Genomic DNA, 22,292 nt, shown 5'->3' with positions numbered 1-22,292 from the left:
TCAAAAAAATTATAAATGAAAAAGACTATCGCATTATTCGCCTTTGGCGCTCTACTTGCATCTTGTTCTGATGACGAAGATTCAATAACGGAGCCAATGGAACCAACCCCCGTAGTTTACACAAGCGGTACTGCAGATTTCACAAAATATGTTTCGGTAGGTAATTCACTAACAGCAGGCTATTCAGATAGCGCTTTATTTACAGATGGACAGACAGCTAGTTTTACAAATATGCTAGCAGGCAACTTTGCACTTGCTGGTGGTGGAGATTTTAATATTCCACTCATGTCAGATAATTTAGGAGGCTTAACACTTGGAGGAGAACCACTCGACGGTTTTGGCAATAGATTGATTTTATCTTTTATAACAGGGTCACCTAACCCAGTACCTGTTAATGGGCAAGGAACAACTGAAATTACAAATGTAATATCTGGCCCTTTTAACAACATGGGCGTACCAGGAGCGAAAAGTTTTCACTTAGGCGTTCAGGGTTACGGCAATGTTCAAGCTCTACCAAATGCAAACCCATACTTTATCAGAATGGCATCATCTCCTAATGCAACGGTTATTGGCGATGCGGTTAGTCAAAATCCAACATTTTTCTCTTTATGGATCGGAAACAATGATATCTTAGGTTACGCTACTTCAGGTGGAGCAGGAGAAGATCATAATGAAACAAATAATTTTGACCCAACTACATATGGTAGTAACGATATTACAAATACAAACGTATTCGCTTCTGTTTATAATGGTTTACTAGAAGCCTTAACAGCTAACGATGCTGGCGGCGTACTTGTTAACATTCCAGATGTGACTACTATTCCTTATTTTACAACAGTACCCTTCAACCCTGTGCCACTTGATGCTGCAACAGCAGACCAAGTAAATTCAGGTTATGCTCTATATAACGGTGGCGTTGAAAATTATAGACTTGCAGGTCTTATTTCTGATGATGATGCCGCTGCAAGAACTATAACATTTGCAGAAGGTTTAAATGCCGTAGTTATTGTAGATGAGTTTTTAATTGAACTACCTGGTTTACCAAAATACAGACAAACTACTGCGAGTGATTTAATGGTTTTAACAGCAAGAAGTTTTATTGGCACATTAGCAGACCCTAGCAACCCTGCTAGCGTAAATGGAATAGGCGTTCCTTTAGCTGATAACTGGGTTTTAACCCCACAAGAACAAGAAGATGTTGCAATAGCTACGGAAGGTTACAACGCCGTAATCGCTAATATGGCTATACAATATGATTTACCACTAGTAGACGCTAATACATTCTTAACTTCTGTTGCTATTTCAGGAGTAACATTATCTGACGGCAGCAATGTAACTGCCACATACGGTACAGGTGGCGCCTTCTCTTTAGATGGTGTACATCCATCCCCGAGAGGCTACTCATTAATTGCCAATGAATTTGTAAAACAAATTAATACTAAATACGGATCGAATTTACCAGGTGTAGATCCTTTAGATTACAAAGGACTTTATATTAATTAATATATCGTATTTATTTATAACTTTAAGGTGCCTTTTAAAAGGCGCCTTTTTTATTTTATTTAATCTAAAGAAAATTATATGAAACTTATATTAAGAATACTTTTAAGCGCTATCGCTGTAGTGATTTTATCAAAAATACTACCAAACGTAAATGTAGACAGCTACATGACTGCAATAATAGTTGCAGTAGTACTAAGCCTACTTAACTTTATTGTAAAACCAATTTTAGTGATTTTAACCCTACCTGTAACCATTGTTACGTTTGGACTCTTTCTCTTAATTATTAATGCAATAATCATACTTTTAGCAAGCAATTTAATCGATGGTTTTGCTGTTGAAGGTATCTGGTGGGCTTTGTTATTTAGCCTTTGTTTATCCTTTTTACAATCTATTTTATTCTCCTTATTAAAAGAAGATAAAAAAAATTAACTTATCGTTTGAAATTCAGTGATTTAAAAACTTGCCTCAATTCGCAAAATGTAGTACTTTTGCATCCCATTTTATTGAAGTAAAATTAGATATAGAGATGAATATCACTAAAGAACAGATTGACGAATTAAATGCTGTTGTAAAGGTTGCCGTTACAAAAGATGACTACCAAGACAAAGTTGAAACTATCCTAAAAGATTACAGGAAACAAGCTAACATTCCTGGATTCAGAAAAGGGCAAGTACCTATGGGTCTTATAAAAAAGCAATACGGCAAAGCCGTATTGGTTGATGAGGTAAACAAATTAATACAAGACAACCTAAATAAATTTCTTACTGAAGAAAAATTAGATGTTCTGGGTAATCCTTTACCAAAACAACGTGATAATTTTGATTGGGATTCAGAAAATTTTGATTTTGAATTTGAATTAGGTTTAGCTCCTAGTTTTAATATCGATTTAAAAACAAAGAAAGCAATCACACATTATCAAATAGTTGCTGACAATAAAATGATAGATGAGCAAGTAGAACGTATTCAAAAACAGTACGGAAAACTTGTAAATAAATCAGAAGCTAGCAAAAAAGATGAAGTTAGTGGTGTTTTCAAAAACGAAGAAGAAGAAATAGAAAACAAAGCTACTTTAGAGCTAAGCACTTTAAAAAGCAAAAAAGCTATTGATGCACTTGTTGGAAAAAAAGTTGGTGATGTTGTTACGGTAAACACTAAAGGCTTATTCAAAGAAGATCAAGAATTAGCTACAGCTTTAGGTATACCAGCAGAAAAAGCTGCTGAACTAAAAGTTGACATTAGCTTTACTATTGAAGAAATTAATGAAAGAGAGCCAGCTGCTCTTGATCAAGAATTATTTGATAAACTTTTTGGAAAAGATGTAGTTAAAACTACTGAAGAGCTTAAAGGAAAAATTAAAGAAGATTCTGAAACACAATTTGCTCAGCAATCAGACCAAAGGTTATTAAATGATATTACTGAAAATTTCATTGAAAACACAAAATTTGATTTACCTACTGAGTTTTTAAAAAAATGGATTCAGCATACTGGCGAAAAAACACTTACTAACGATGAAGCTGCGGCTGAATTCGAAAAATCAGAAAAAGGTTTACGCTACCAATTAATTGAAGGTAAAATAATTACAGAAAACAACCTTCAGGTTCAGTTTGATGAATTGAAAGAATTTGCTAAAGGTTTTATCAAATCTCAGATGGCACAATTCGGACAATTAAACCCTGCTGAAGATGAATTAGACAACATCGCTGGTAGAGTTTTATCAAACCAAGATGAAGTTAAACGCTTATCTGAACAATTAATGAGTCAAAAATTAATTGATTTATATAAAGAAAAAGCAAATCTAAAATCTAAAGAAGTTACTTACGAAAACTTTGTAAAGGAAGTTTACGGATAGTTTTCCTAAGATAAAATAAGTATCTTTACGGTGTTGAAAACATGTTTTCAACACCTTTTTTTATTTAATATCATATTTAAAAAATCTATGGATTACGGAAAAGAATTCAAGAATTACGCTATAAAAGACCAAGGTATTAGCAGCATGTACTATGATAAAATCATGAGTAGCATGTATCCTACAAATATGACTCCTAATATTATTGAAGAGCGCCAGATGAATGCAATTGCAATGGATGTTTTTTCAAGATTAATGATGGATAGAATTATATTTTTAGGAACTGGAATAAACGACCAAGTTGCTAATATTGTTCAAGCTCAATTGTTATTTTTAGAAAGTGCAGATGCTAATAAAGACATCCAAATTTACATTAACTCTCCAGGAGGTAGTGTTTATGCAGGTCTAGGCATTTATGACACTATGCAATACATAAAACCAGATGTTGCTACTATTTGCACAGGAATGGCTGCATCAATGGGTGCTGTACTTTTATGTGCTGGTGAAAAAGGTAAACGTAGTGGACTTACTCACTCTAGAGTTATGATACATCAACCAATGGGAGGTGCTCAAGGACAAGCTAGTGATATCGAAATTACTGCTAGAGAAATCTTGAAATTAAAGCAAGAATTATACGAAATTATAGCACAACACTCTGACCAGTCTATTGACAAGGTTAATGAGGATAGCGATAGAGATTACTGGATGAAGGCTGACGAAGCTAAAAACTACGGTATGATTGACGAAATTCTTGTAAGAGAAAAGAAATAATTTCGACTAATTTATAATGCTACTATAGCTTATTTATTATTTTTTAAAACTAAAACGAATTTTTTTCGTTTATATAGGTAATAAGATTACCAAATTATGGCAAAAGAAAGTTTAGAGTGCTCTTTTTGTGGGCGAAAAAAACCAGAAACAAATCTGCTTATCGCTGGGTTAGATGCTCATATTTGCGATCGTTGTATTGAACAAGCTCACGGTATTGTTACCGAAGAGTCCAATCAATCTAAAAACGAAGATCTTTCATCTGAATTAGTATTAAAGAAACCTTTAGAAATTAAAGATTTTCTTGATACATTTATAATCGGACAAGAAAGAACTAAAAAAGTAATGTCTGTTGCTGTATACAATCATTACAAAAGATTATTACAACCTTCTTCTCAAGACGATGATGTCGAGATACAGAAGAGTAATATCATAATGGTTGGACAAACTGGAACTGGAAAAACATTAATGGCTAAAACAATTGCTAAAATGTTAAACGTTCCTTTAGCTATTGTTGATGCTACTGTACTTACCGAAGCTGGTTATGTTGGTGAAGATGTTGAAAGTATACTTACTAGACTTTTACAAGCTGCTGATTATAATTTAGAAAAAGCAGAACGCGGTATTGTTTTTATTGATGAAATTGATAAAATTGCTCGTAAAAGCGATAACCCTTCTATTACTAGAGATGTTTCTGGCGAAGGAGTTCAACAAGGTTTATTAAAATTGTTAGAAGGTACGGTTGTAAATGTTCCACCAAAAGGAGGAAGAAAACACCCTGATCAAAAATTTATAGAAGTTAATACTGAAAATATTTTATTTATTGCCGGTGGCGCATTTGATGGTATTGAAAGAGCCATTAATAAGCGTTTAAACATGCAATCTATTGGATATAGCGCTTCTAAAGATGAAGAACAATTAGATGAGAATAATATATTACAATATATCATTCCTAAAGATTTAAAAGATTTTGGTTTAATACCAGAAATAATAGGCCGTCTTCCTGTTCTTACTCATATGAACCCTTTAGATACTAAAACGCTTAGAGCTATTTTAACGGAGCCAAAAAATGCTATTATTAAACAGTATGAAAAACTGTTTAAAATGGATGATGTAAGCTTTACCATTACTGACGATGCTTTAGATTACATAGTTGAGAAAGCAATAGAGTATAAATTAGGTGCTCGTGGATTACGCTCATTATGTGAAGCTATTTTTACTGATGCTATGTTCGAACTACCTAGTAGTGACGAAAAAGAATTGAAAATCACAAAAGAGTATGCTGAGAAAAAACTTTCATACGATACATTTAAAAAGTTAAAAGCTGTTTCGTAGAAACACGCCTTAACTTTAATTAAAAAATCCTGCACAACTAATTGTTATGCAGGATTTTTTTTATTGAAATTAAATAAAATTTAAACTTGAACTTGCTCTTTTGTTACTTTAGCTAACAGCTCTTGACAAATTTCTTTAATTATTTTTTCATCAGAGTATAATTCATGGCCAAAACCAGAAGCTATACACAATTTATTTTCAGTTACTTTTTCCCATTCTTCATTGGGCCTAAAAGTATCATTTGATCCAAATAAAAGTTGAGAAGAAAAACTTGGAATTTCTTTCTCTTCGCGAATTCTCGTTGCTGATATTGCAAATAAAGATTTAATCGGCAAACCTAAAAGACCCGCCTTATAAGCTATTGTACCACCTGTACTAAAAGCTAAATAATGGCTCGGAACACTTTCTCTTTTTAAAAGATGAGCCATAGCTATATCAATACCACCCTCAACAAATTCTTTATGTAAATTTTCTTGAGTTTCTACAGCCAAATTTATATTCGCTAATTCCTGACAATCATAAAAAACAATATCATAATGCTGTTGCAAATAACCCAAATATGAGGTAATCCAAAGACCTTTCTTTGTTCCCCACATATCTGAAATAATTACTAATCTTTCTGCCATAATTACATTATTTTCTTTGATTAAGTTTAATGATGTCTTAAATGTTAAACTTAAACGTAACAAAACCTATTTTATTTGTTCATTAGAAGTAATTCTTCGATGTAGTCTCTTTTATTTGACAAACGAGGTATCTTATGCTGACCACCTAATTTGTCTTTTAATTTAAGCCAATCATAAAACAAATTCTCTCTTGCTATATGAATTTTTGGCATTTTTAGAGTAATATTATTAAATCTTTTCGCTTCGTAATCAGAATTTAAAGACTTCAATGCATTGTCTAATAATTCTGTAAAATATGCTATTTCTTCTGGTGGAGTTCTAAATTCAATAATCCATTCATGTCCTCCTTTTTCGACTCCCTCCATAAAGATAGGCCCCGCTGTGTAATCCTTAATTTCAGCTCCTGTTTTTTTACAAATACTTTTCAAAGCCTCTTCTGCATTTTCAATAATCAACTCTTCACCAAAAACATTTATATGATGTTTTGTCCTACCTGTAACCTTAATACGATATGGACTAGTTGATGTAAAACGGATGGTATCCCCTATTTTATAACGCCATAAACCTGCATTTGTAGTAATAATAATTGCATAATTTTTATTTTTCTCCACCTCCCACAACGGCACTACCTTTTGGCTTAGAGTACCATAAGTATCCATCGGTATAAATTCATAAAAAATACCATAATCAAGCATTAACAATAACTCGTCTGAATTATTTCTATCTTGTATAGCAAAAAAACCTTCCGAAGCATTATATATCTCATAATAATTAAAGCTTTTTCTTGGTAGCAAATTTTTGTACTGATCTTTATATGGATTAAAATTTACTCCGCCATGAAAATAAACTTCTAAGTTTTCCCAAACTTGAAAAAGATGATCTTTACCTGTTTCTTCAATAACATTATTCATCAGCACCAACATCCAAGAAGGCACACCAGCAAGGCTAGTAACATTTTCCTGAGTGCTCTCCCTAATAATAGCCTTCAACTTAGATTCCCACTCACTCATCAATGAAACCTTATTACTAGGCGTACTACTTAGTTCTGCCCAAAAAGGCATATTATCAATTAAAATAGCAGATAAGTCTCCGAAAAAAGTACCATTATCTTCATATAATTCCTTACTACCACCCAACCGAAGACTTTTACCCGTAAACAACTGAGAATTTTCATTATTATTCAGATACAAACAAAGTAAGTCTTTACCTGACTTGTAATGACAGTCTTCTAAAGCTTCTGTACTTACAGGTATAAATTTACTTTTCGCATTTGTAGTTCCACTACTTTTTGCAAACCATTTGATACTTGTAGGCCAAAAAATATTTTGTTCACCTCTTCTCGTTCTTTCTATTGATGGTTCCATCTCTTCATAAGATGTTATAGGAACACGCATCTTAAAAGTCTCGTAACTTAAAATAGATTTAAACTCATGCTTTCTGCCAACCTCTGTCTCTTTTGCAAAAGATAACAACTGCATCAACACCTCTTCTTGAACTTCTTCTGGGTATTTTAAAAAAAGTTCTATTTGGTGGTATCGTTTTTTTAACAACCAAGATGCAATTGAGTTGAATAAAGGTATTGACATTTTTAGGTATCTTTAAACTTTGTTTTCTGAGTTAATTTCGTGTAACAATTTAAGAAATCGTTTTTTAACTTTGTCCCTTTCATTTTAATTTTTACTGAAGATATTTTATGCTGTACAAAGGTGTTTTAAAAAAGATGCAAACAGAGGTAGGAAACCCTATTCAATATTACTTAATTTTTAAGGATGATTTCTTAAATGTAAATCAAATTTTGAATAAAAAAATTACTATCAATTTTATAAAACACCAGTGCTTAAATTGCGGATTAGACAAGCCGATTTACAGACAAGGTTTTTGCAAAAGTTGCTTTTTTGATATTCCATCGGCAGGAGATTGGATTATGAGACCCGAACTAAGTACCGCTCATTTAGGTAAAGAAGATCGTGATTTAGAATATGAAAAAAAGGTGCAATTGCAGCCACACATTGTTTATTTAGCAAATTCAGGCAAAGTTAAAGTTGGTGTTACAAGAAAAACACAAATACCAACCCGTTGGATTGACCAAGGAGCTCATGAAGCAATAGAAATAATAGAAGTACCGAATAGGTATTTAGCAGGCATTACAGAAGTTGCTTTAAAAGATTACGTTGGTGATAAAACAAATTGGAGAAGCATGCTTAAAAACGATGTAACAGATGAAAATTTAATTGCATGGCGTAATAAACTGAAACAATATATACCTGAAGAAGCTATACCTTATTTTTTAGATAATAACACAGAAACTCATTTAGAATTTCCTGTAAACAAATACCCTACAAAAGTTAAAAGTCTAAATTTAGATAAAACTCCAAATTACACTGGTAACCTTGTAGGGATAAAAGGGCAATACCTCATTTTTGATGATGAAACCGTTTTTAATATTAGAAGCAACGAAGGATATTATATTTCGCTTACTATTAATTAATAACTATTAACTTACTCATCAGTTTTCTTTTTACTAAACAAACCACCAAGTACTGATTTTGCAGCTTCTTTAACAGCATCATTTTTTGAAGCTGCTGTAGTATCTTTTACAACTGCTGCTGTTGTATCTTTTTTTGCACCACCCAACAAACCTCCTAAGGCATTTTTAACAGCCTCTTTATTTTGTTCCGTAGTGGTGGCTGCTGTTGCAGTTGTGTCATTTGTTTTATTAGTTCCCGACAAAAGACCCCCCAAAAGCTCTGATGCTTTATCTTTTCCTTTTGAAATTAATTTTTGTTTTTCTATCTCTACTAATTTAGTCGTCAATGTTTTTACACCAGAAGTTAAATCAGTAGACACTTGTGGGCTCGTATAATTACCTCCTATATTTGCCGTTACAGGAATCGTTAACCCTTCTAAAGATTTATCGTCGATTTTAGATATTAGATTAGCTATATCATTCCCTAAATATTTTGCAGGCACATCAATAACAGCTCCATAGCTAAGCTTTTGGTCAAAAGTGTGACTACCATCTATCTTTATAGCAATATCTTGATAATTAACCGTAAAAGGCTTCACCTTTACTGTACCATTTTCGAAAGAAAGTGCTGTTTTTAATCCTTTTAAATTTAAGTTATCTAAATTCAAGAAACTTAACTTACTAGATAATGCTGATAATACTTGCGTTTGTTCAGGTTTAATTTCTGTTCCTAAAAGTTCAGCCAAAACGTTACCTGAAATAGTTGCTAAGTTTGGAGTGAAATCATTATTTAGATTACCAGAAATAATGATGTCAGAGTTTAAGTTACCTTGTATTGCATTCGCTATTGGTGCTAATACTTTAAACAACTCTAAAGACTTAAATGTCTCGTTTATTTTTAAACTCTCCATACCTAACTTCATGGCAAAAGTAGGTGTATCACCCTTTGTAGAAACCTCACCATTAAAACCTAATTTACCATCAAAAATTGATGATGTCATATTTTGCAACGTAGCTTTTTCATCTTTAATAATAAGATTACCTGACACGTTTTTTAATGTAAGATTATCATAAAGCACCGTGGCAGCAGATGCTTTTATATTTGCATCTAAAAAAGAAGGGATTTTAATCTGAGCCTCAGTTGTTGTATCTACAGGCTTATCATTTGTAGTTTCTTTTTCAGAAACAGCCTCTTCTACCATAAAATCATTAACTGAAAATGTATTTGATTTTAGTGTAAAATCACCTTGAACATTTTCATCATTAAACATAAAACCCAAAAGATTATTTATAGTACCCACTGCATTAAAATCTGTCGCACCCGTTACTCCACTCAATTCATTTAATGTAACTGTTTGCGGGTTAAATGTAACTGATGTTGAATTTATTTTTACAGGGTTTTTAAGCTCTTCTGATTTATAAACAAAGTTTTTAAGATTAAGATTTCCTTTAATATTTGTTTTTTCATATTGTTCTTTTTCTATTGATGCCATGTCAAACGCTGCATCTACATTTGCATTAAGCAGTCCTTCTAAATTTAAATCAGATGGAACAGGGTATGCTTTCGCAATGTTTGCTAAATTCATATTACCATCAATATGAGCACTTACTTTCGTGTTCCCCATAAGATCTCTAATCTTAGCTACCATGTTAAATTTATCTTCATCAATCATGAAAGACAATTTGTTTATATCAACATATGTATCATCAACAATACCTGTTTCGTTATTAATTTTTGTATCGATAAATACATTACGAACAGATTTTGGCAGATCAGGATATTTAAATGATGCGTTATCTGAATTTATTTCAATGTTAAATTTTGGTATATGTGTTTCGTCGACTACCCCATTAAATCTACCCGCCACCATAAAGTTACCTGTAGTTGTAACATTCTCTATATTTTTAGAATACGTTTCTGGTATAACAGCTAAGAAATTTTTAAAATCAGATGATGGAGTTTTAAAACTAACATCTAACTCTTGATTGTTATCATTGATTTTTATAAAACCATCAAAAACAAGCGGCAATTGATTTAGTATTGCTTCATTTTTTAAAAAAGAATATGTATTTGTTGCTAAATCTACTCCCAAAAGAGCATCTAACTGAATTGGGTTTTTATTCAGATAATTAGTGCTATCCATTTCAAAAGAAACCAATCCACTAGTTTTAGTATCTAACTCCGATTTTTCTAATGATAAATCTCCATTTCCTGAGTGATTTACATTTTCTAGCTCAAAACGCATACCCGATAGCTTGTCTGCATAAATTATCTTAGAATTTGTAAGCGCATAAGATTCCATTGAAAATGTAAAATTACTAGGCTCTTCGTCTGCAGCTGTACTAGCTACTTCTTCCGTTTCTTTTGCTATATCATAATTAGCAATACCCTGTTCGTTTACCTCAATATTAATTAAAGCTCCATCTACCATTAAACTAGATATTGCAATAGGCTCATCAGCCCCTTTAAACAACTCTTTTATAGACATATCTAAAGCTATCTCTTTAGACGAAAACAAAGTATCTCCTAAAAAAGGCTCTTTATTTACGATAGATATATTATTAAGGGTAACCTTTGCATTTGGGAAAGATGAAAACAATGTTAAATCTGCATCTTCAAATTCTAACGTTGCAGTAATACTATTATTTACTTTATTTTTAATGATATCAGCTATTTTACCTTTTAAGAAAAAAGGTGCTGCAATTAGCGTAACTACAAACAACAAAACAACGATACCTACAATTTTTAAAATCTTTTTTTTCATCTAATCAATTTTATGAGACCTAAGTAATTACAAACCAAAATACTTTTTAAGCGCATTTATGCCAAATGTATACTTGAGAAACAAACATTTATGATAACATCAAAATTATTTATAACTCATTTAACAAAGAGCTAAATAGAGGTTAATACTCTAAGTTTATTTCTTCTCCTACTTTTAATTTAAACCGCTTTCTTAATAGATATACGAAGAAATATAAAAAAGGAGTGTCGATAAATGCTATAATTATCTTAAAAATAAAACCACTGATTACTAATCCTGAAAATAACTCCCATGGTAATATTTTAAATATACATAACAAACCAACAACGGTAAAAGTGTCAATGAATTGTGATAAGAAGGTAGAGAAATTATTTCGCAGCCATAAATGCTTTCCTTTTGTTATTTTTTTCCAAAAATGATAAATAGCCACATCTATATATTGAGCGAATAAATAAGCTATCATAGACGCCAAAACAGCTATTGGAGAAAGTGCAAAAACTTGATTAAAAGTTTCATCATTTATAGGTGATGCAGGTAATGCAGGTACATAATTTGCTAATAAAATTATACCCATTGAAAAAAAAGAGGCGAAGATACCCACTGTAACAACTTGGTTTGCCTTCTTCCTACCAAACATTTCAGAAATTAAGTCGGTAATTAAAAACGTAATTGGATAAGGCAAAATACCTACTGATATTTCAAATAGGCTAGCTCCAAAAATAGTAACATCACCAAAAGGCTTCCAGTAAAAAAATTTTTGGAAAATAAGATTTGACACCACTAGAGATGTAATGAACAAAGCTGCCAAAAATAGAAAAATCTGAAAAGCGAATTTTTTATCTTTTTGATTCATAAAGCGTTATCACTATTTAATACTTAAAGTAAATGGCATTCTTGTCTGAACACCTTCTTGGTTCATTACTGCTTTTACCTCTTTTAATATCGAATATGCTTCTACTCCTATTTCTTCTTTGATAAAATCTTGTTTAATTTTCGTACTAGCTCCTCCATAATCTTCCATAAAGCGCTCTAAGCCAGTTTTATATTTTGGAAAGTTCTTTATACCGTAAGTATCTAATTCAACTAGCTCCGCTGCACCTTTAATAGCATCATCTAAACCACCTAACTCATCAACCAAGCCCAATCTTTTTGCATCAACACCACTCCACACTCTACCTTGAGCAATACTATCTGCTTGCGCAACTGTTATATTTCTACCCTCCGCCACTCTACTTAAAAATGTTTTATACGTGTTCTCCACACCTTCTTGAACAACTTCTCTAAAGCCATCAGTCATAGGCTCAAAAAGAGAATAATCTACCGAGTTTTTGTTTGTACCGACTTGTTCCGCATTAATACCTATATTTTCAGCCAGTTCTGTAGCATTAGGTACTGTTCCAAAAACACCTATTGAACCCGTAATAGTTGTAGGTTCTGCGTATATTTTATCTGCACCAGCAGCAATATAATAACCACCTGAAGCCGCAACATTACCCATCGAAACTACTACGGGCTTAATTGCCTTGGTTAATTCTACTTCTCTCCAAATAATATCAGAAGTTAATGCACTACCGCCAGGAGAATCTACTCTCAACACAATAGCTTTAACATCTTTATCTTCTCTTGCCTTTTTTAAAGCTTCATTAATTATTCCTTGACCAATTATTGACGGACTACCTTCTCCATAAAAAATTTCGCCCTGCGCATAAATAATTGCAATTTTATCATCTCCTTTTAAAAGCTTCTTTTTGTTAGCCGTTAAAATATAATCTTCTAAAGAAACATAATTAAGATCATCTTCTAGCTTAGAATCTGAAGCCGTTTTAAGTTTTGTTTCATATTCATCAAAAAACAAAACAGCATCAACTAATTTCGATTTTGAAGCTAACTCTGGCGTTCTACCTCCTAAAGTATCAGCTATAACATTCATTTCTTCTACAGACAAACCTCTGCTCTCAGAAATTTCACCAACCATAGAACCCCATAAAGAATTTAAAAGTTCTTTTATTTGTGTTCTATTAGCTTCACTCATTTCATTAGATAAATAAGGCTCGACAGCACTTTTATATTTACCGTGACGAATAACCTCCATTTTAATGCCAGACTTCTCTTGAAGGTCTTTAAAAAATAAAACTTCAGAAGAAAGTCCTTTAAAATCTAAAACACCAACCTTATTTATAAATAAACTATCTGCAACAGAAGACAGGTAATAATCTTTTTGTGTGTAAATATCAGCGTAAGCATAAATAAACTTACCATCTGTTTTAAAGTCTAACAGTGCTTTTCTAATAGCTTGTGTTTGTGCATAACCGGCTATTAAAAAGTTATTATTAATACTTATACCTTTTATCTTATCATCGCTTTTTGCTACTTGAATAGCATGAAGAATTTCATTTAACCCTTGTGATTTTTCAAAAAGAGACGCAAACGGATCAGCCTCATTATTACCTATATAATCAGCAACAGGGTTTTGTATTTGTATTTCTAAAATAGAATTATTTTTAACAGTTTTGCCATCTTCTGAACTCCCTAAAAGAGCTGCAAAAATCATAAACATTCCAAATATTACTCCAAAGGCAATTAAACACCCTATGATTGCTGCTAACAGGTTTCTTAAAAATTTCATTAAAATTTCGTTATATATTTCCCTCAAAGATAACTATTGTTAAATTGTTTTATTTATTTTGTTGCTGAATTATGAACAACCCCAAAACAATTTACCTTTCATTAGGCAGCAACTTAGGTAATAAACTTCTGAACTTGCAACATGCTGTTTTCAAAATATCTGAAAACATAGGCAATGTGCAGGCTGTTTCTCGTACATACGAGAGTGCCGCTTGGGGGTTTGAGTCTGATGATTTCTTAAATATTTGCATTTCTGTTATTACAGAAATTACGCCAAACGAATTATTACAAAAAGTTAATTCTATAGAAGAAGAGTTAGGCAGACTTAGAAATGCTGATGGTGTTTACAAAGCTAGAACTTTAGATATCGACATTTTATATTACGGCAATGAGGTTATTGAAACTGAAAGCTTAACCATACCACACCCATCTTTACACTTACGTCAATTTGTGTTACGCCCTTTAGGTGATATTGCTCCGCAATTTTATCACCCTATTTTTAATAAAGACACTCGTAATATGGTTCAAATGTGCAAAGACAAAGGTGGCATTAAAAGAACTTTTTCTAAAGTATATAAATCTCGCGAACAATTATTTTCTAAACTAAATTTCATAGCTATCGAAGGAAATATTGGTGCCGGAAAAACAACATTAGCTACTCAAATATCAGAAGATTTTAATGCCAAACTGATTTTAGAGCAATTTGCCGATAATCCATTTTTGCCTAAATTTTACGAAGATCAGGCAAGATATGCGTTTCCTTTAGAAATGTCATTTTTAGCAGAACGATACCAACAATTTTCTGATGACACTTCACAATTTGATTTATTTAAAAGTTTTTTAGTTAGTGATTACGACATCTACAAATCTTTAATTTTCGCTAAGGTAACTCTGCAAGAAGACGAGTTTAACCTTTATAGAAAAGTTTTTAGCTTTATGCACAAAGAGGTTCAGAAACCTGGATTATATGTGTATTTATACCAAAATACAGAGCGCCTTTTAGAGAACATCAAAAATAGAGATAGAGATTACGAGCAAAACATACCACCTGAATATTTAGAGAAAATTAACCGTGGTTATTTAGATTTTATCAAAAGTGCTCCTGATCACAATACGCTAATTGTTGATATTAGTGAATTGGACTTTGTTAAGAATAAATCAGACTACAATCACATAATTGACAAAATTGTAGAATACAGCGTTAATTTAGAGAATTAAGAAAATTTTTGCATTTTATTTGCGCATTCAAAATGCTTTTCCTTAATTGCAGACTTAAGGTAAACTATTTTTATATAAATTTTTTACGAAATTCATATTTTAATAGTGTGTTTTAAATTAACTAACTCAAACTATTTTACTCAAAAAAAACCCTGATTTGTAAAAATCAGGGTTTTTTATTTATATCGCAATTATATTTAAATTAAATATTTAATTTCGACCAAAAATCCCAAATTACAACTCCTGCACTTACTGATATATTCAATGAATGTTTAGTCCCATATTGCGGAATTTCTATTACTAAATCACTTTCCGAAACAACATCTTGCGCCACACCTTTTACTTCATTACCAAAAACTACAGCGTATTTTTTATCAATATCTAACTGAAAATCATTTAAAAAAGTAGCATTTTCAGCCTGCTCTATTGCTATAACAGACACATTATCAGCTTTCAACTTTTTTATTACATCTAGTGTATTTTCTGCATATTCCCAAACAACACTATCTGTAGCACCTAATGCTGTTTTATGAATTTCTTTATTTGGCGGTTGTGCTGTTATGCCACACAAGTATATTTTTTCGATTAAAAAAGCATCAGCAGTTCTAAAAACCGATCCAATATTATTTAGACTTCTAATATTATCTAAAATAATAATTACTGGTGTTTTCTCAGCTTCTTTAAACTGCTCCACATCCAACCTATCTAATTCGCTGTTTTTTAATTTACGCATGCTTTCTTTTTATTCAAAAACTTATTTCAAAATATCAACAATAACATATAATCACTATAGAAAATGGTACATTCGTTTTTATTAAGATGACGCAAAAATAAGTTAATTATATAGCTTTTGGCAAAGACAGAAAACAAAAAAAAGGTAACTCCTTTAATGAATCAATATAACACCATCAAGAAGAAATATCCTGATGCATTATTATTGTTTCGCGTAGGTGATTTTTATGAAACGTTTGGTGAAGATGCTATTAAAGCATCTCGAATTTTAGGAATAACCCTAACACACCGAAATAATGGAGGAGAAAAAACAGAACTTGCTGGCTTTCCTCATCATTCTGTAAACACTTATTTACCGAAATTGGTAAAAGCAGGGCAACGTGTTGCTATTTGCGACCAATTAGAAGATCCTAAACAAACAAAAACCATTGTTAAGCGAGGTGTTACTGAATTAGTTACACCTGGTGTCGCTTTTAATGATGATATCTTGAACTCTAAAAGTAATAACTTTCTTTGTGCTGTACATTTTGGACGAAAATTGATTGGCGTTTCCTTTTTAGATATTTCCACAGGTGAATTTTTAACATCAGAAGGGAATGAGGACCAGATTGATAAATTATTACAGAATTTTGCACCGAATGAGGTTTTAGTTTCAAAAGCTCATAAAAAAGAATTTATAGAGATTTTTGGAAAACAATTCCATACATTTTATATGGAAGACTGGGTATATCAAGAAGATTATGCTCAAGAAACACTAACCAATCATTTTAAAACAAAAAACTTAAAAGGTTTTGGAATAGACCACCTAAGCCTAGGTATAATAGCCTCAGGTGTTGCTTTACATTACCTATCAGAAACACAGCACAACCAATTACAACATATAAGTAAGCTTGAAAGAATTGCTGAAGAAGAATATATTTGGATGGATCGTTTCACAATCCGAAATCTTGAACTTTACCACGCAAACAACCTTAATGCTGTAACGCTATTAGATATTATCGACAAAACGATATCACCAATGGGTGGCCGCATGCTAAAAAGATGGCTAGCCTTACCATTAAAAAATATAGAAAAAATAAAAAGGCGCCACCAAGTAATTACCTACTTAAGCGACAATAAAAATACATTAGAAAAACTACAACATTATATTAAACAAATAGGAGATCTTGAGCGCTTAATTTCAAAGGTTGCTACAGGCAAAATAAATCCTAAAGAGGTTATTCAACTTAAAAATTCTTTAGAAGCTATTGTTCCCATAAAACAACTTACCGTTAATAGCACTAACGAATCTGTGAAATTTATAGGTGATCAATTACACTCCTGTGACATGCTTCGCGCTAAAATAAAAGAAATGATTAACGAAGAAGCACCTGTAAATATGCTTAAGGGTGTTACTATCGCCAAAAGTTACTCGGAAGAATTAGATGAATTAAGAGGCTTAGCGTTTTCTGGAAAAGATTATTTAAATAAAATGTTGGAGCGTGAAACAGAACGCACCGGAATCACCTCTTTAAAAATAGCCTCAAACAATGTTTTTGGATATTACATTGAAGTCAGGAATACACATAAAGACAAAGTACCTGAAGAGTGGACTCGTAAGCAAACTTTAGTAAATGCAGAGCGATATATTACTGAAGAACTAAAGGAATATGAAGGTAAAATATTAGGTGCTGAAGAACGTATTTTAGAACTAGAACAGCAGTTGTTTTCTCAATTAGTGGTTTGGATGCAAGAATATATAGCTCCTGTACAGAATAACGCACAACAAATTGGTCAACTAGATTGCCTGTGTGGTTTTACACAATTAGCAAAAGAAAATAACTATACCGCACCTGAAATTAATGATTCTACCGAAATTGAAATTACCAACGGTAGACACCCCGTTATTGAAAAGCAATTACCGATTGGGGAAGAATATATTGCTAACGATGTTAGACTAAACCGCGAAGAGCAACAAATTATAATGATTACCGGCCCTAACATGAGTGGTAAATCGGCGATTTTAAGGCAAACGGCCCTAATAGTACTCTTAGCACAAATGGGAAGTTTTGTGCCCGCAGAAGCTGCTAAAATTGGCTGTGTAGATAAGATATTCACACGTGTTGGTGCAAGCGACAATATATCAATGGGAGAATCTACTTTTATGGTAGAAATGAATGAAACCGCTTCTATCTTAAACAACTTATCAGAACGAAGTTTAGTATTGTTAGATGAAATAGGGCGAGGAACAAGCACTTACGATGGCATATCAATCGCCTGGGCTATTTCCGAATACCTACACGAGCATCCTGCAAGAGCTAAAACTTTATTTGCCACCCATTATCATGAAATTAATGAAATGGCTACAACTTTTGATCGTATTAAAAATTACAATGTATCTGTAAAAGAATTAAAAGACAATGTACTTTTTTTACGAAAATTAACACCCGGTGGTAGTGAGCATAGTTTCGGAATTCACGTAGCTAAAATGGCAGGTATGCCACAACAAGTGATTAATAAAGCTAATAAGATTTTGAAAAAATTAGAAAAATCACATTCTAGTGAAGAATTAACTGACAAATTACAATCTGCTCAAGATGAAATGCAATTGAGTTTCTTTAATTTAGATGATCCTTTATTACAAGAAATAAAAGAAGAAATTACACATTTAGACATAAATACACTAACTCCTGTAGAAGCTTTAATGAAATTGAATGAAATCAAGCGACTACTCACAAAGAATAATAATAAATAATTCAATTACATGATACACCTAAACCATTGTTTATTAAGAGTTAAGAAAGTATTTTAAAATTTAAATTTGATTCAGAAAATATTTTTTAAATATTTTCTCAAAAATTCCTTTGGAATTTAGAGAATTGTTTTAAATTTGCATCCGCGTTCGCAACGAACGCCAAGTTCTTTAAAAATAAAACATCAATTGCGAAAGTAGCTCAGGGGTAGAGCATCACCTTGCCAAGGTGGAGGTCGAGGGTTCGAATCCCTTTTTTCGCTCTGTAACTTACACTATTTTATAGTGTTTTTTATTACGTTCCTAGCCTTAATGGCACATAGGCTCGAGTGGTGGAATTGGTAGACACGTTGGACTTAAAATCCAATGGACATTAGTCCGTGCGGGTTCAAGTCCCGCCTCGAGTACAAGAACCCTTGTTAATCTTATGATTTTCAAGGGTTTTTTATTTTTATAGCTTTACAACCCTCAAAACACCCCAACCTCACCTTAAAACAACAACAAAAAGAGCTTCTAAAGCATTTTTTTCGATAACACACCTAATACACCAGAGTTCACCTTAAAACACTATTAAACAACAAGACACAAAAAAGCAGTTTTGGTTAAGTTGATTTGTAATCAACATAGCCAAAACTGCTTTATAAAAAATAACTTGAAACTATACTGTAGGTTTCGTATTTAAACGTTTTTCTATCTTACGCTTTATAACAGTTAAGCGTTTCATAACATCCATTATTTCGGTGTCCTTATTTTCTTTGTATATTTCATTTAGCTCTAAAATTAAAGCTTTTACTTCTCTAGAAGATGACACTCTATCACTAGTCGTCATACCGGACATTTTTCGGCCCTCAAACTCTAATGCTCTATCCATTACATCCATAATAAATTCATTTACTGCTTAATCCAATATCTATAAAATTGAATTAATGTTGATTAAAAATAATTAAATTAATATAAAATACTGAAAATCAATATTTTACATACAAAAACAGCATCACATACTAACTTTTAGAAAAATGACACTAATTTAAGAGGTCAAACATATTTTAGATGTTCTATTTAAGCAAATAAATAGACAACAAACTGTTAAATCTTATGAACAAAACTACTTTATATCTTAAGATTTCTTGCTATAAACAATGAAAATAACAATATTTTAACCTTATACTTTTCGTATGAAAAAAATAATCAAAGTAATATATAATGAAAATATTGATGTTATGTATTTTAATAGCTTTAATAAAATTAAATTTAACAAAAAAATTCTTACAAATAACGTAAACCTTTAAAAAATATTAAAATTATTTGTACTCAAAAAATTACACATAACATCATTTATTCTCTTTTCTTAAAATCCAATCTAATTCTGGATCAATATGGTTTAAACGATCTGCCTTATTTGGTATAATTTTAATATCTGGTAATATACCATGCCCATTTGTTGAGCTCTCGTAAGGAGACTGTATGTGCATTAATCCAAAGTTTAAAGTCACTTTAGAATTATCTAACTCAACATACTTTTGCACTCCTGCTACTGTTCCGTTAAAATTACCTCCTGTTTCTTCGCCAACAAATATAACATTCGACTTAGTTTTTAAATTCGTTGATAAAATAGATGATGCCGAAAACGAATTCCCGTTTATAAGTACATAAATTTTTCCTTTATAATTATTTTGTTTTGGTTTATTATTTTTTTTCGAACCAGAAACCCTATAATAAGTTACATTATTATTTTTAGTAGTTCTTAAAACTTCAACAGGTATTGCTATTGGTGATGATAAAACACCTATAACATTTAGCCCCAAAGATTTATCTTTAGATATAAAAGATTTTAAAAACGGGATTCTTGTTTTTACCTCTGCTTTTTTCACAAATTGGAAAGGCTCATCTTGAAGGTATGAATACAACTCTAAAATTTCATTTACCCTACCACCTGTATTATCTCTTAAATCTAAAACTAATACATTAGATTTTTTTTCTTTAATCTTTTCAAAAACTTCTTCATAAAAATCATCATAAACTCCATTATTAAAATTTCTAATTTTCAAGTATGCTATAGTACTATCATTACCTATGAAATTGAAATTACGTGTATATAAATTTTTAGATTTTATATAACCATGATTATTATTATACTTTTTCAAAGCTTTAGCTTTTTTTCTTTGTTCTTTTTTTTCTAAAGAATTTAACTTAGCTACAGATTCATCATCATCCTTATTTTTATCAATAAACGGAGAGCGTACAGAATCTTTGTCAATTCTCTTCAAAACCTTAACAAATAAACTATCGTTCTTCTTAAATGCAATTGACAAACTATCTACATAGCCATTATTTTTATAATAAAAACTGGAAAAACGAAGTGCCCAAAACCTCTCTTTGAAGCTAGTATTATACCCATCAGAAGCATACAACTTATTATAAGCTTTATAAATACTTTCTATTGGCTCTTCATCAACTGACATTACCTGAGCCCCTACTAATGTGGAATCTGACGAATAATTAGCCTTTACAAGCAAAGCATCATTTACATTTTCAAAATCTAATTTATAAAATTCAAAACTCTTTTCCTTAAGCTCTTTTAGCTCTCTTTTTGTATATCTTTTAGCTGGTGGACTGACAGAAATATGTCCTTGACGAACTTCTGATATTACTGGAGCTATTTTCTTATAAAACTCTAAACTTGAAATTGGCTCTATTATAGTCAGTTTTAAACTATCAAACTTAAAATCTAATTCATCTTTTGATGTAAATTGATATAAACGAGGGTGCAATTTTTTTAATTTATTATAGGCTTTATCAATATCTACATAAAGTTCTTCTGGAGTATGGAGTGACGTAATTTCTGTATTGAACTTTTTTATGCTAGTACAAGAAATTATCATAATTAATAAGGTTATGGCTATAAATATCTTGCTCATTAATTATTTTAGTTTATTTTTCAAGTTAATATTGATTCTGAGATATGAAATTAACTATTTCAGAATAAAAAACCACATTACTAATAATTATTTATCGTTACGTTTAAAATCTGAAAATGATTAAAAAAACATTATATACTTTTTTAGCATTAATAATTTTCTCTGGAATACTACTTATCGTTTGTAATTTTATAATTAATAACTCCACGAAAGAAAAAACATTTGATTCTATACAAAAAATACCTAAAAACAAAGTAGGTATTATTTTAGGCACATCAAAAAGATTAACAAACGGAAAGCCTAACAGATATTATTCGTACAGAATTGATGCTACAGTAGAATTATTTAATGCTAAAAAAATTGAATATATTTTAGTTAGTGGAGATAATGGAACGATATATTATAATGAACCTGATAGTATTAAAAAAGATCTTATCAAAGCTGGCATTCCTGAAGAAAAGATATTTTTAGATTACGCAGGTTTTAGAACGTTAGACTCTATGGTTAGAGCAAAACATGTTTTCGGTTTAAATAAGGCTACTATTATTTCTCAAGAATTTCATAACGATAGAGCTATTTATCTTGCTCAAAATAAAGGGCTTGATGCCATTGGCTATAATGCAAAGGATATAAACGGCACCAATGGTTTTAAAGTTCAGTTAAGAGAATATTTTGCGAGAGTAAAAGTTTTTTTAGATATAATAACAAACAAACAGCCCAAATTTTATGGAGATAAAATAGAAATTAAATAATCTCAA

General features: G+C 31.4%; 17 protein-coding genes and 2 tRNA genes. 11 read left to right on the top strand and 8 right to left on the bottom strand.

Going from position 1 to position 22,292, the window contains the following annotated elements; genetic code table 11:
* Positions 1-15 precede the first annotated feature (15 nt).
* From H0I23_RS00265 to clpX, 5 genes are all read left to right on the top strand, one after another.
* Complete coding sequence (locus tag H0I23_RS00265; RefSeq protein ID WP_216784474.1) at positions 16-1,503, top strand: G-D-S-L family lipolytic protein; 1,488 nt, start codon at positions 16-18, stop codon at positions 1,501-1,503.
* A 78-nt stretch (positions 1,504-1,581) separates the two neighbouring features.
* On the top strand, positions 1,582-1,932 hold the full coding sequence (locus H0I23_RS00260) for a phage holin family protein (RefSeq protein WP_216784473.1): 351 nt from the start codon (positions 1,582-1,584) through the stop codon (positions 1,930-1,932).
* A 97-nt stretch (positions 1,933-2,029) separates the two neighbouring features.
* Positions 2,030-3,352: a trigger factor gene (tig, locus tag H0I23_RS00255; protein ID WP_216784472.1), complete on the top strand. Its 1,323-nt coding sequence runs from the start codon at positions 2,030-2,032 to the stop codon at positions 3,350-3,352.
* An 87-nt stretch (positions 3,353-3,439) separates the two neighbouring features.
* Complete coding sequence (gene clpP, locus H0I23_RS00250; RefSeq protein WP_216784471.1) at positions 3,440-4,120, top strand: ATP-dependent Clp endopeptidase proteolytic subunit ClpP; 681 nt, start codon at positions 3,440-3,442, stop codon at positions 4,118-4,120.
* 96 nt (positions 4,121-4,216) lie between these two features.
* Positions 4,217-5,452, top strand: a complete 1,236-nt coding sequence (gene clpX, locus H0I23_RS00245; RefSeq protein WP_216784470.1) for an ATP-dependent Clp protease ATP-binding subunit ClpX — start codon at positions 4,217-4,219, stop codon at positions 5,450-5,452.
* Positions 5,453-5,532: 80 nt separating this feature from the next.
* On the opposite strand, the gene H0I23_RS00240 is transcribed toward clpX, so the two are convergent.
* Together H0I23_RS00240 and H0I23_RS00235 are read right to left on the bottom strand one after the other, a co-directional pair.
* Positions 5,533-6,078, bottom strand: coding sequence for a hypothetical protein (locus H0I23_RS00240; protein WP_216784469.1), 546 nt, complete (start codon positions 6,076-6,078; stop codon positions 5,533-5,535).
* A gap of 71 nt (positions 6,079-6,149) precedes the next feature.
* Entirely contained in the window at positions 6,150-7,664 is a 1,515-nt protein-coding gene (locus H0I23_RS00235) for a GH3 auxin-responsive promoter family protein (RefSeq protein ID WP_216784468.1), read from the bottom strand.
* A gap of 107 nt (positions 7,665-7,771) precedes the next feature.
* Here H0I23_RS00235 and H0I23_RS00230 point away from each other — a divergent pair, with 107 nt between their 5' ends.
* Positions 7,772-8,566, top strand: coding sequence for a DUF2797 domain-containing protein (locus H0I23_RS00230; protein WP_216784467.1), 795 nt, complete (start codon positions 7,772-7,774; stop codon positions 8,564-8,566).
* 11 nt (positions 8,567-8,577) lie between these two features.
* Here the strand turns inward: H0I23_RS00230 and H0I23_RS00225 are convergent, their stop codons facing one another.
* The 3 genes from H0I23_RS00225 to sppA form a co-directional block, all read right to left on the bottom strand.
* Entirely contained in the window at positions 8,578-11,310 is a 2,733-nt protein-coding gene (locus tag H0I23_RS00225; protein ID WP_216784466.1) for an AsmA-like C-terminal region-containing protein, read from the bottom strand.
* Positions 11,311-11,452: 142 nt separating this feature from the next.
* Positions 11,453-12,163, bottom strand: a complete 711-nt coding sequence (locus tag H0I23_RS00220; protein WP_216784465.1) for a queuosine precursor transporter — start codon at positions 12,161-12,163, stop codon at positions 11,453-11,455.
* Between the two features lie 12 nt (positions 12,164-12,175).
* Positions 12,176-13,936, bottom strand: coding sequence for a signal peptide peptidase SppA (sppA, locus tag H0I23_RS00215; protein WP_216784464.1), 1,761 nt, complete (start codon positions 13,934-13,936; stop codon positions 12,176-12,178).
* Positions 13,937-14,007: 71 nt separating this feature from the next.
* Here sppA and folK point away from each other — a divergent pair, with 71 nt between their 5' ends.
* Positions 14,008-15,153: a 2-amino-4-hydroxy-6-hydroxymethyldihydropteridine diphosphokinase gene (gene folK / locus H0I23_RS00210; RefSeq protein WP_216784463.1), complete on the top strand. Its 1,146-nt coding sequence runs from the start codon at positions 14,008-14,010 to the stop codon at positions 15,151-15,153.
* Positions 15,154-15,355: 202 nt separating this feature from the next.
* Here the strand turns inward: folK and H0I23_RS00205 are convergent, their stop codons facing one another.
* Positions 15,356-15,886, bottom strand: a complete 531-nt coding sequence (locus H0I23_RS00205) for an RNA methyltransferase (RefSeq protein ID WP_216784462.1) — start codon at positions 15,884-15,886, stop codon at positions 15,356-15,358.
* A gap of 156 nt (positions 15,887-16,042) precedes the next feature.
* On the opposite strand from H0I23_RS00205, the gene mutS reads away from it, so the two are divergent.
* The 3 genes from mutS to H0I23_RS00190 all read left to right on the top strand — a co-directional run bounded on the left by mutS (position 16,043) and on the right by H0I23_RS00190 (position 19,023).
* Positions 16,043-18,619 (top strand): DNA mismatch repair protein MutS, encoded by a 2,577-nt coding sequence (mutS, locus tag H0I23_RS00200; RefSeq protein ID WP_216785996.1) that lies wholly within the window; start codon positions 16,043-16,045, stop codon positions 18,617-18,619.
* Positions 18,620-18,807: 188 nt separating this feature from the next.
* Positions 18,808-18,879: transfer RNA gene (locus H0I23_RS00195), tRNA-Gly, on the top strand.
* A gap of 60 nt (positions 18,880-18,939) precedes the next feature.
* Positions 18,940-19,023, top strand: a tRNA-Leu gene (locus tag H0I23_RS00190).
* Positions 19,024-19,274: 251 nt separating this feature from the next.
* On the opposite strand, the gene H0I23_RS00185 is transcribed toward H0I23_RS00190, so the two are convergent.
* Both H0I23_RS00185 and H0I23_RS00180 read right to left on the bottom strand, forming a co-directional pair.
* Positions 19,275-19,496, bottom strand: coding sequence for a hypothetical protein (locus tag H0I23_RS00185; RefSeq protein ID WP_216784461.1), 222 nt, complete (start codon positions 19,494-19,496; stop codon positions 19,275-19,277).
* Between the two features lie 451 nt (positions 19,497-19,947).
* Positions 19,948-21,534 (bottom strand): S41 family peptidase, encoded by a 1,587-nt coding sequence (locus H0I23_RS00180; protein WP_216784460.1) that lies wholly within the window; start codon positions 21,532-21,534, stop codon positions 19,948-19,950.
* A gap of 116 nt (positions 21,535-21,650) precedes the next feature.
* Between H0I23_RS00180 and H0I23_RS00175 the strand changes: the two genes are divergently transcribed.
* Complete coding sequence (locus tag H0I23_RS00175) at positions 21,651-22,286, top strand: vancomycin high temperature exclusion protein (protein ID WP_216784459.1); 636 nt, start codon at positions 21,651-21,653, stop codon at positions 22,284-22,286.
* Positions 22,287-22,292 lie beyond the last annotated feature (6 nt).

This window comes from Cellulophaga sp. HaHaR_3_176 (genome assembly GCF_019021925.1).
In the GTDB taxonomy this organism is placed as follows: Bacteria; Bacteroidota; Bacteroidia; order Flavobacteriales; family Flavobacteriaceae; genus Cellulophaga.
Note: the sequence above shows the minus strand (reverse complement) of the source record. Positions and strands in the feature narration are given on the sequence as shown.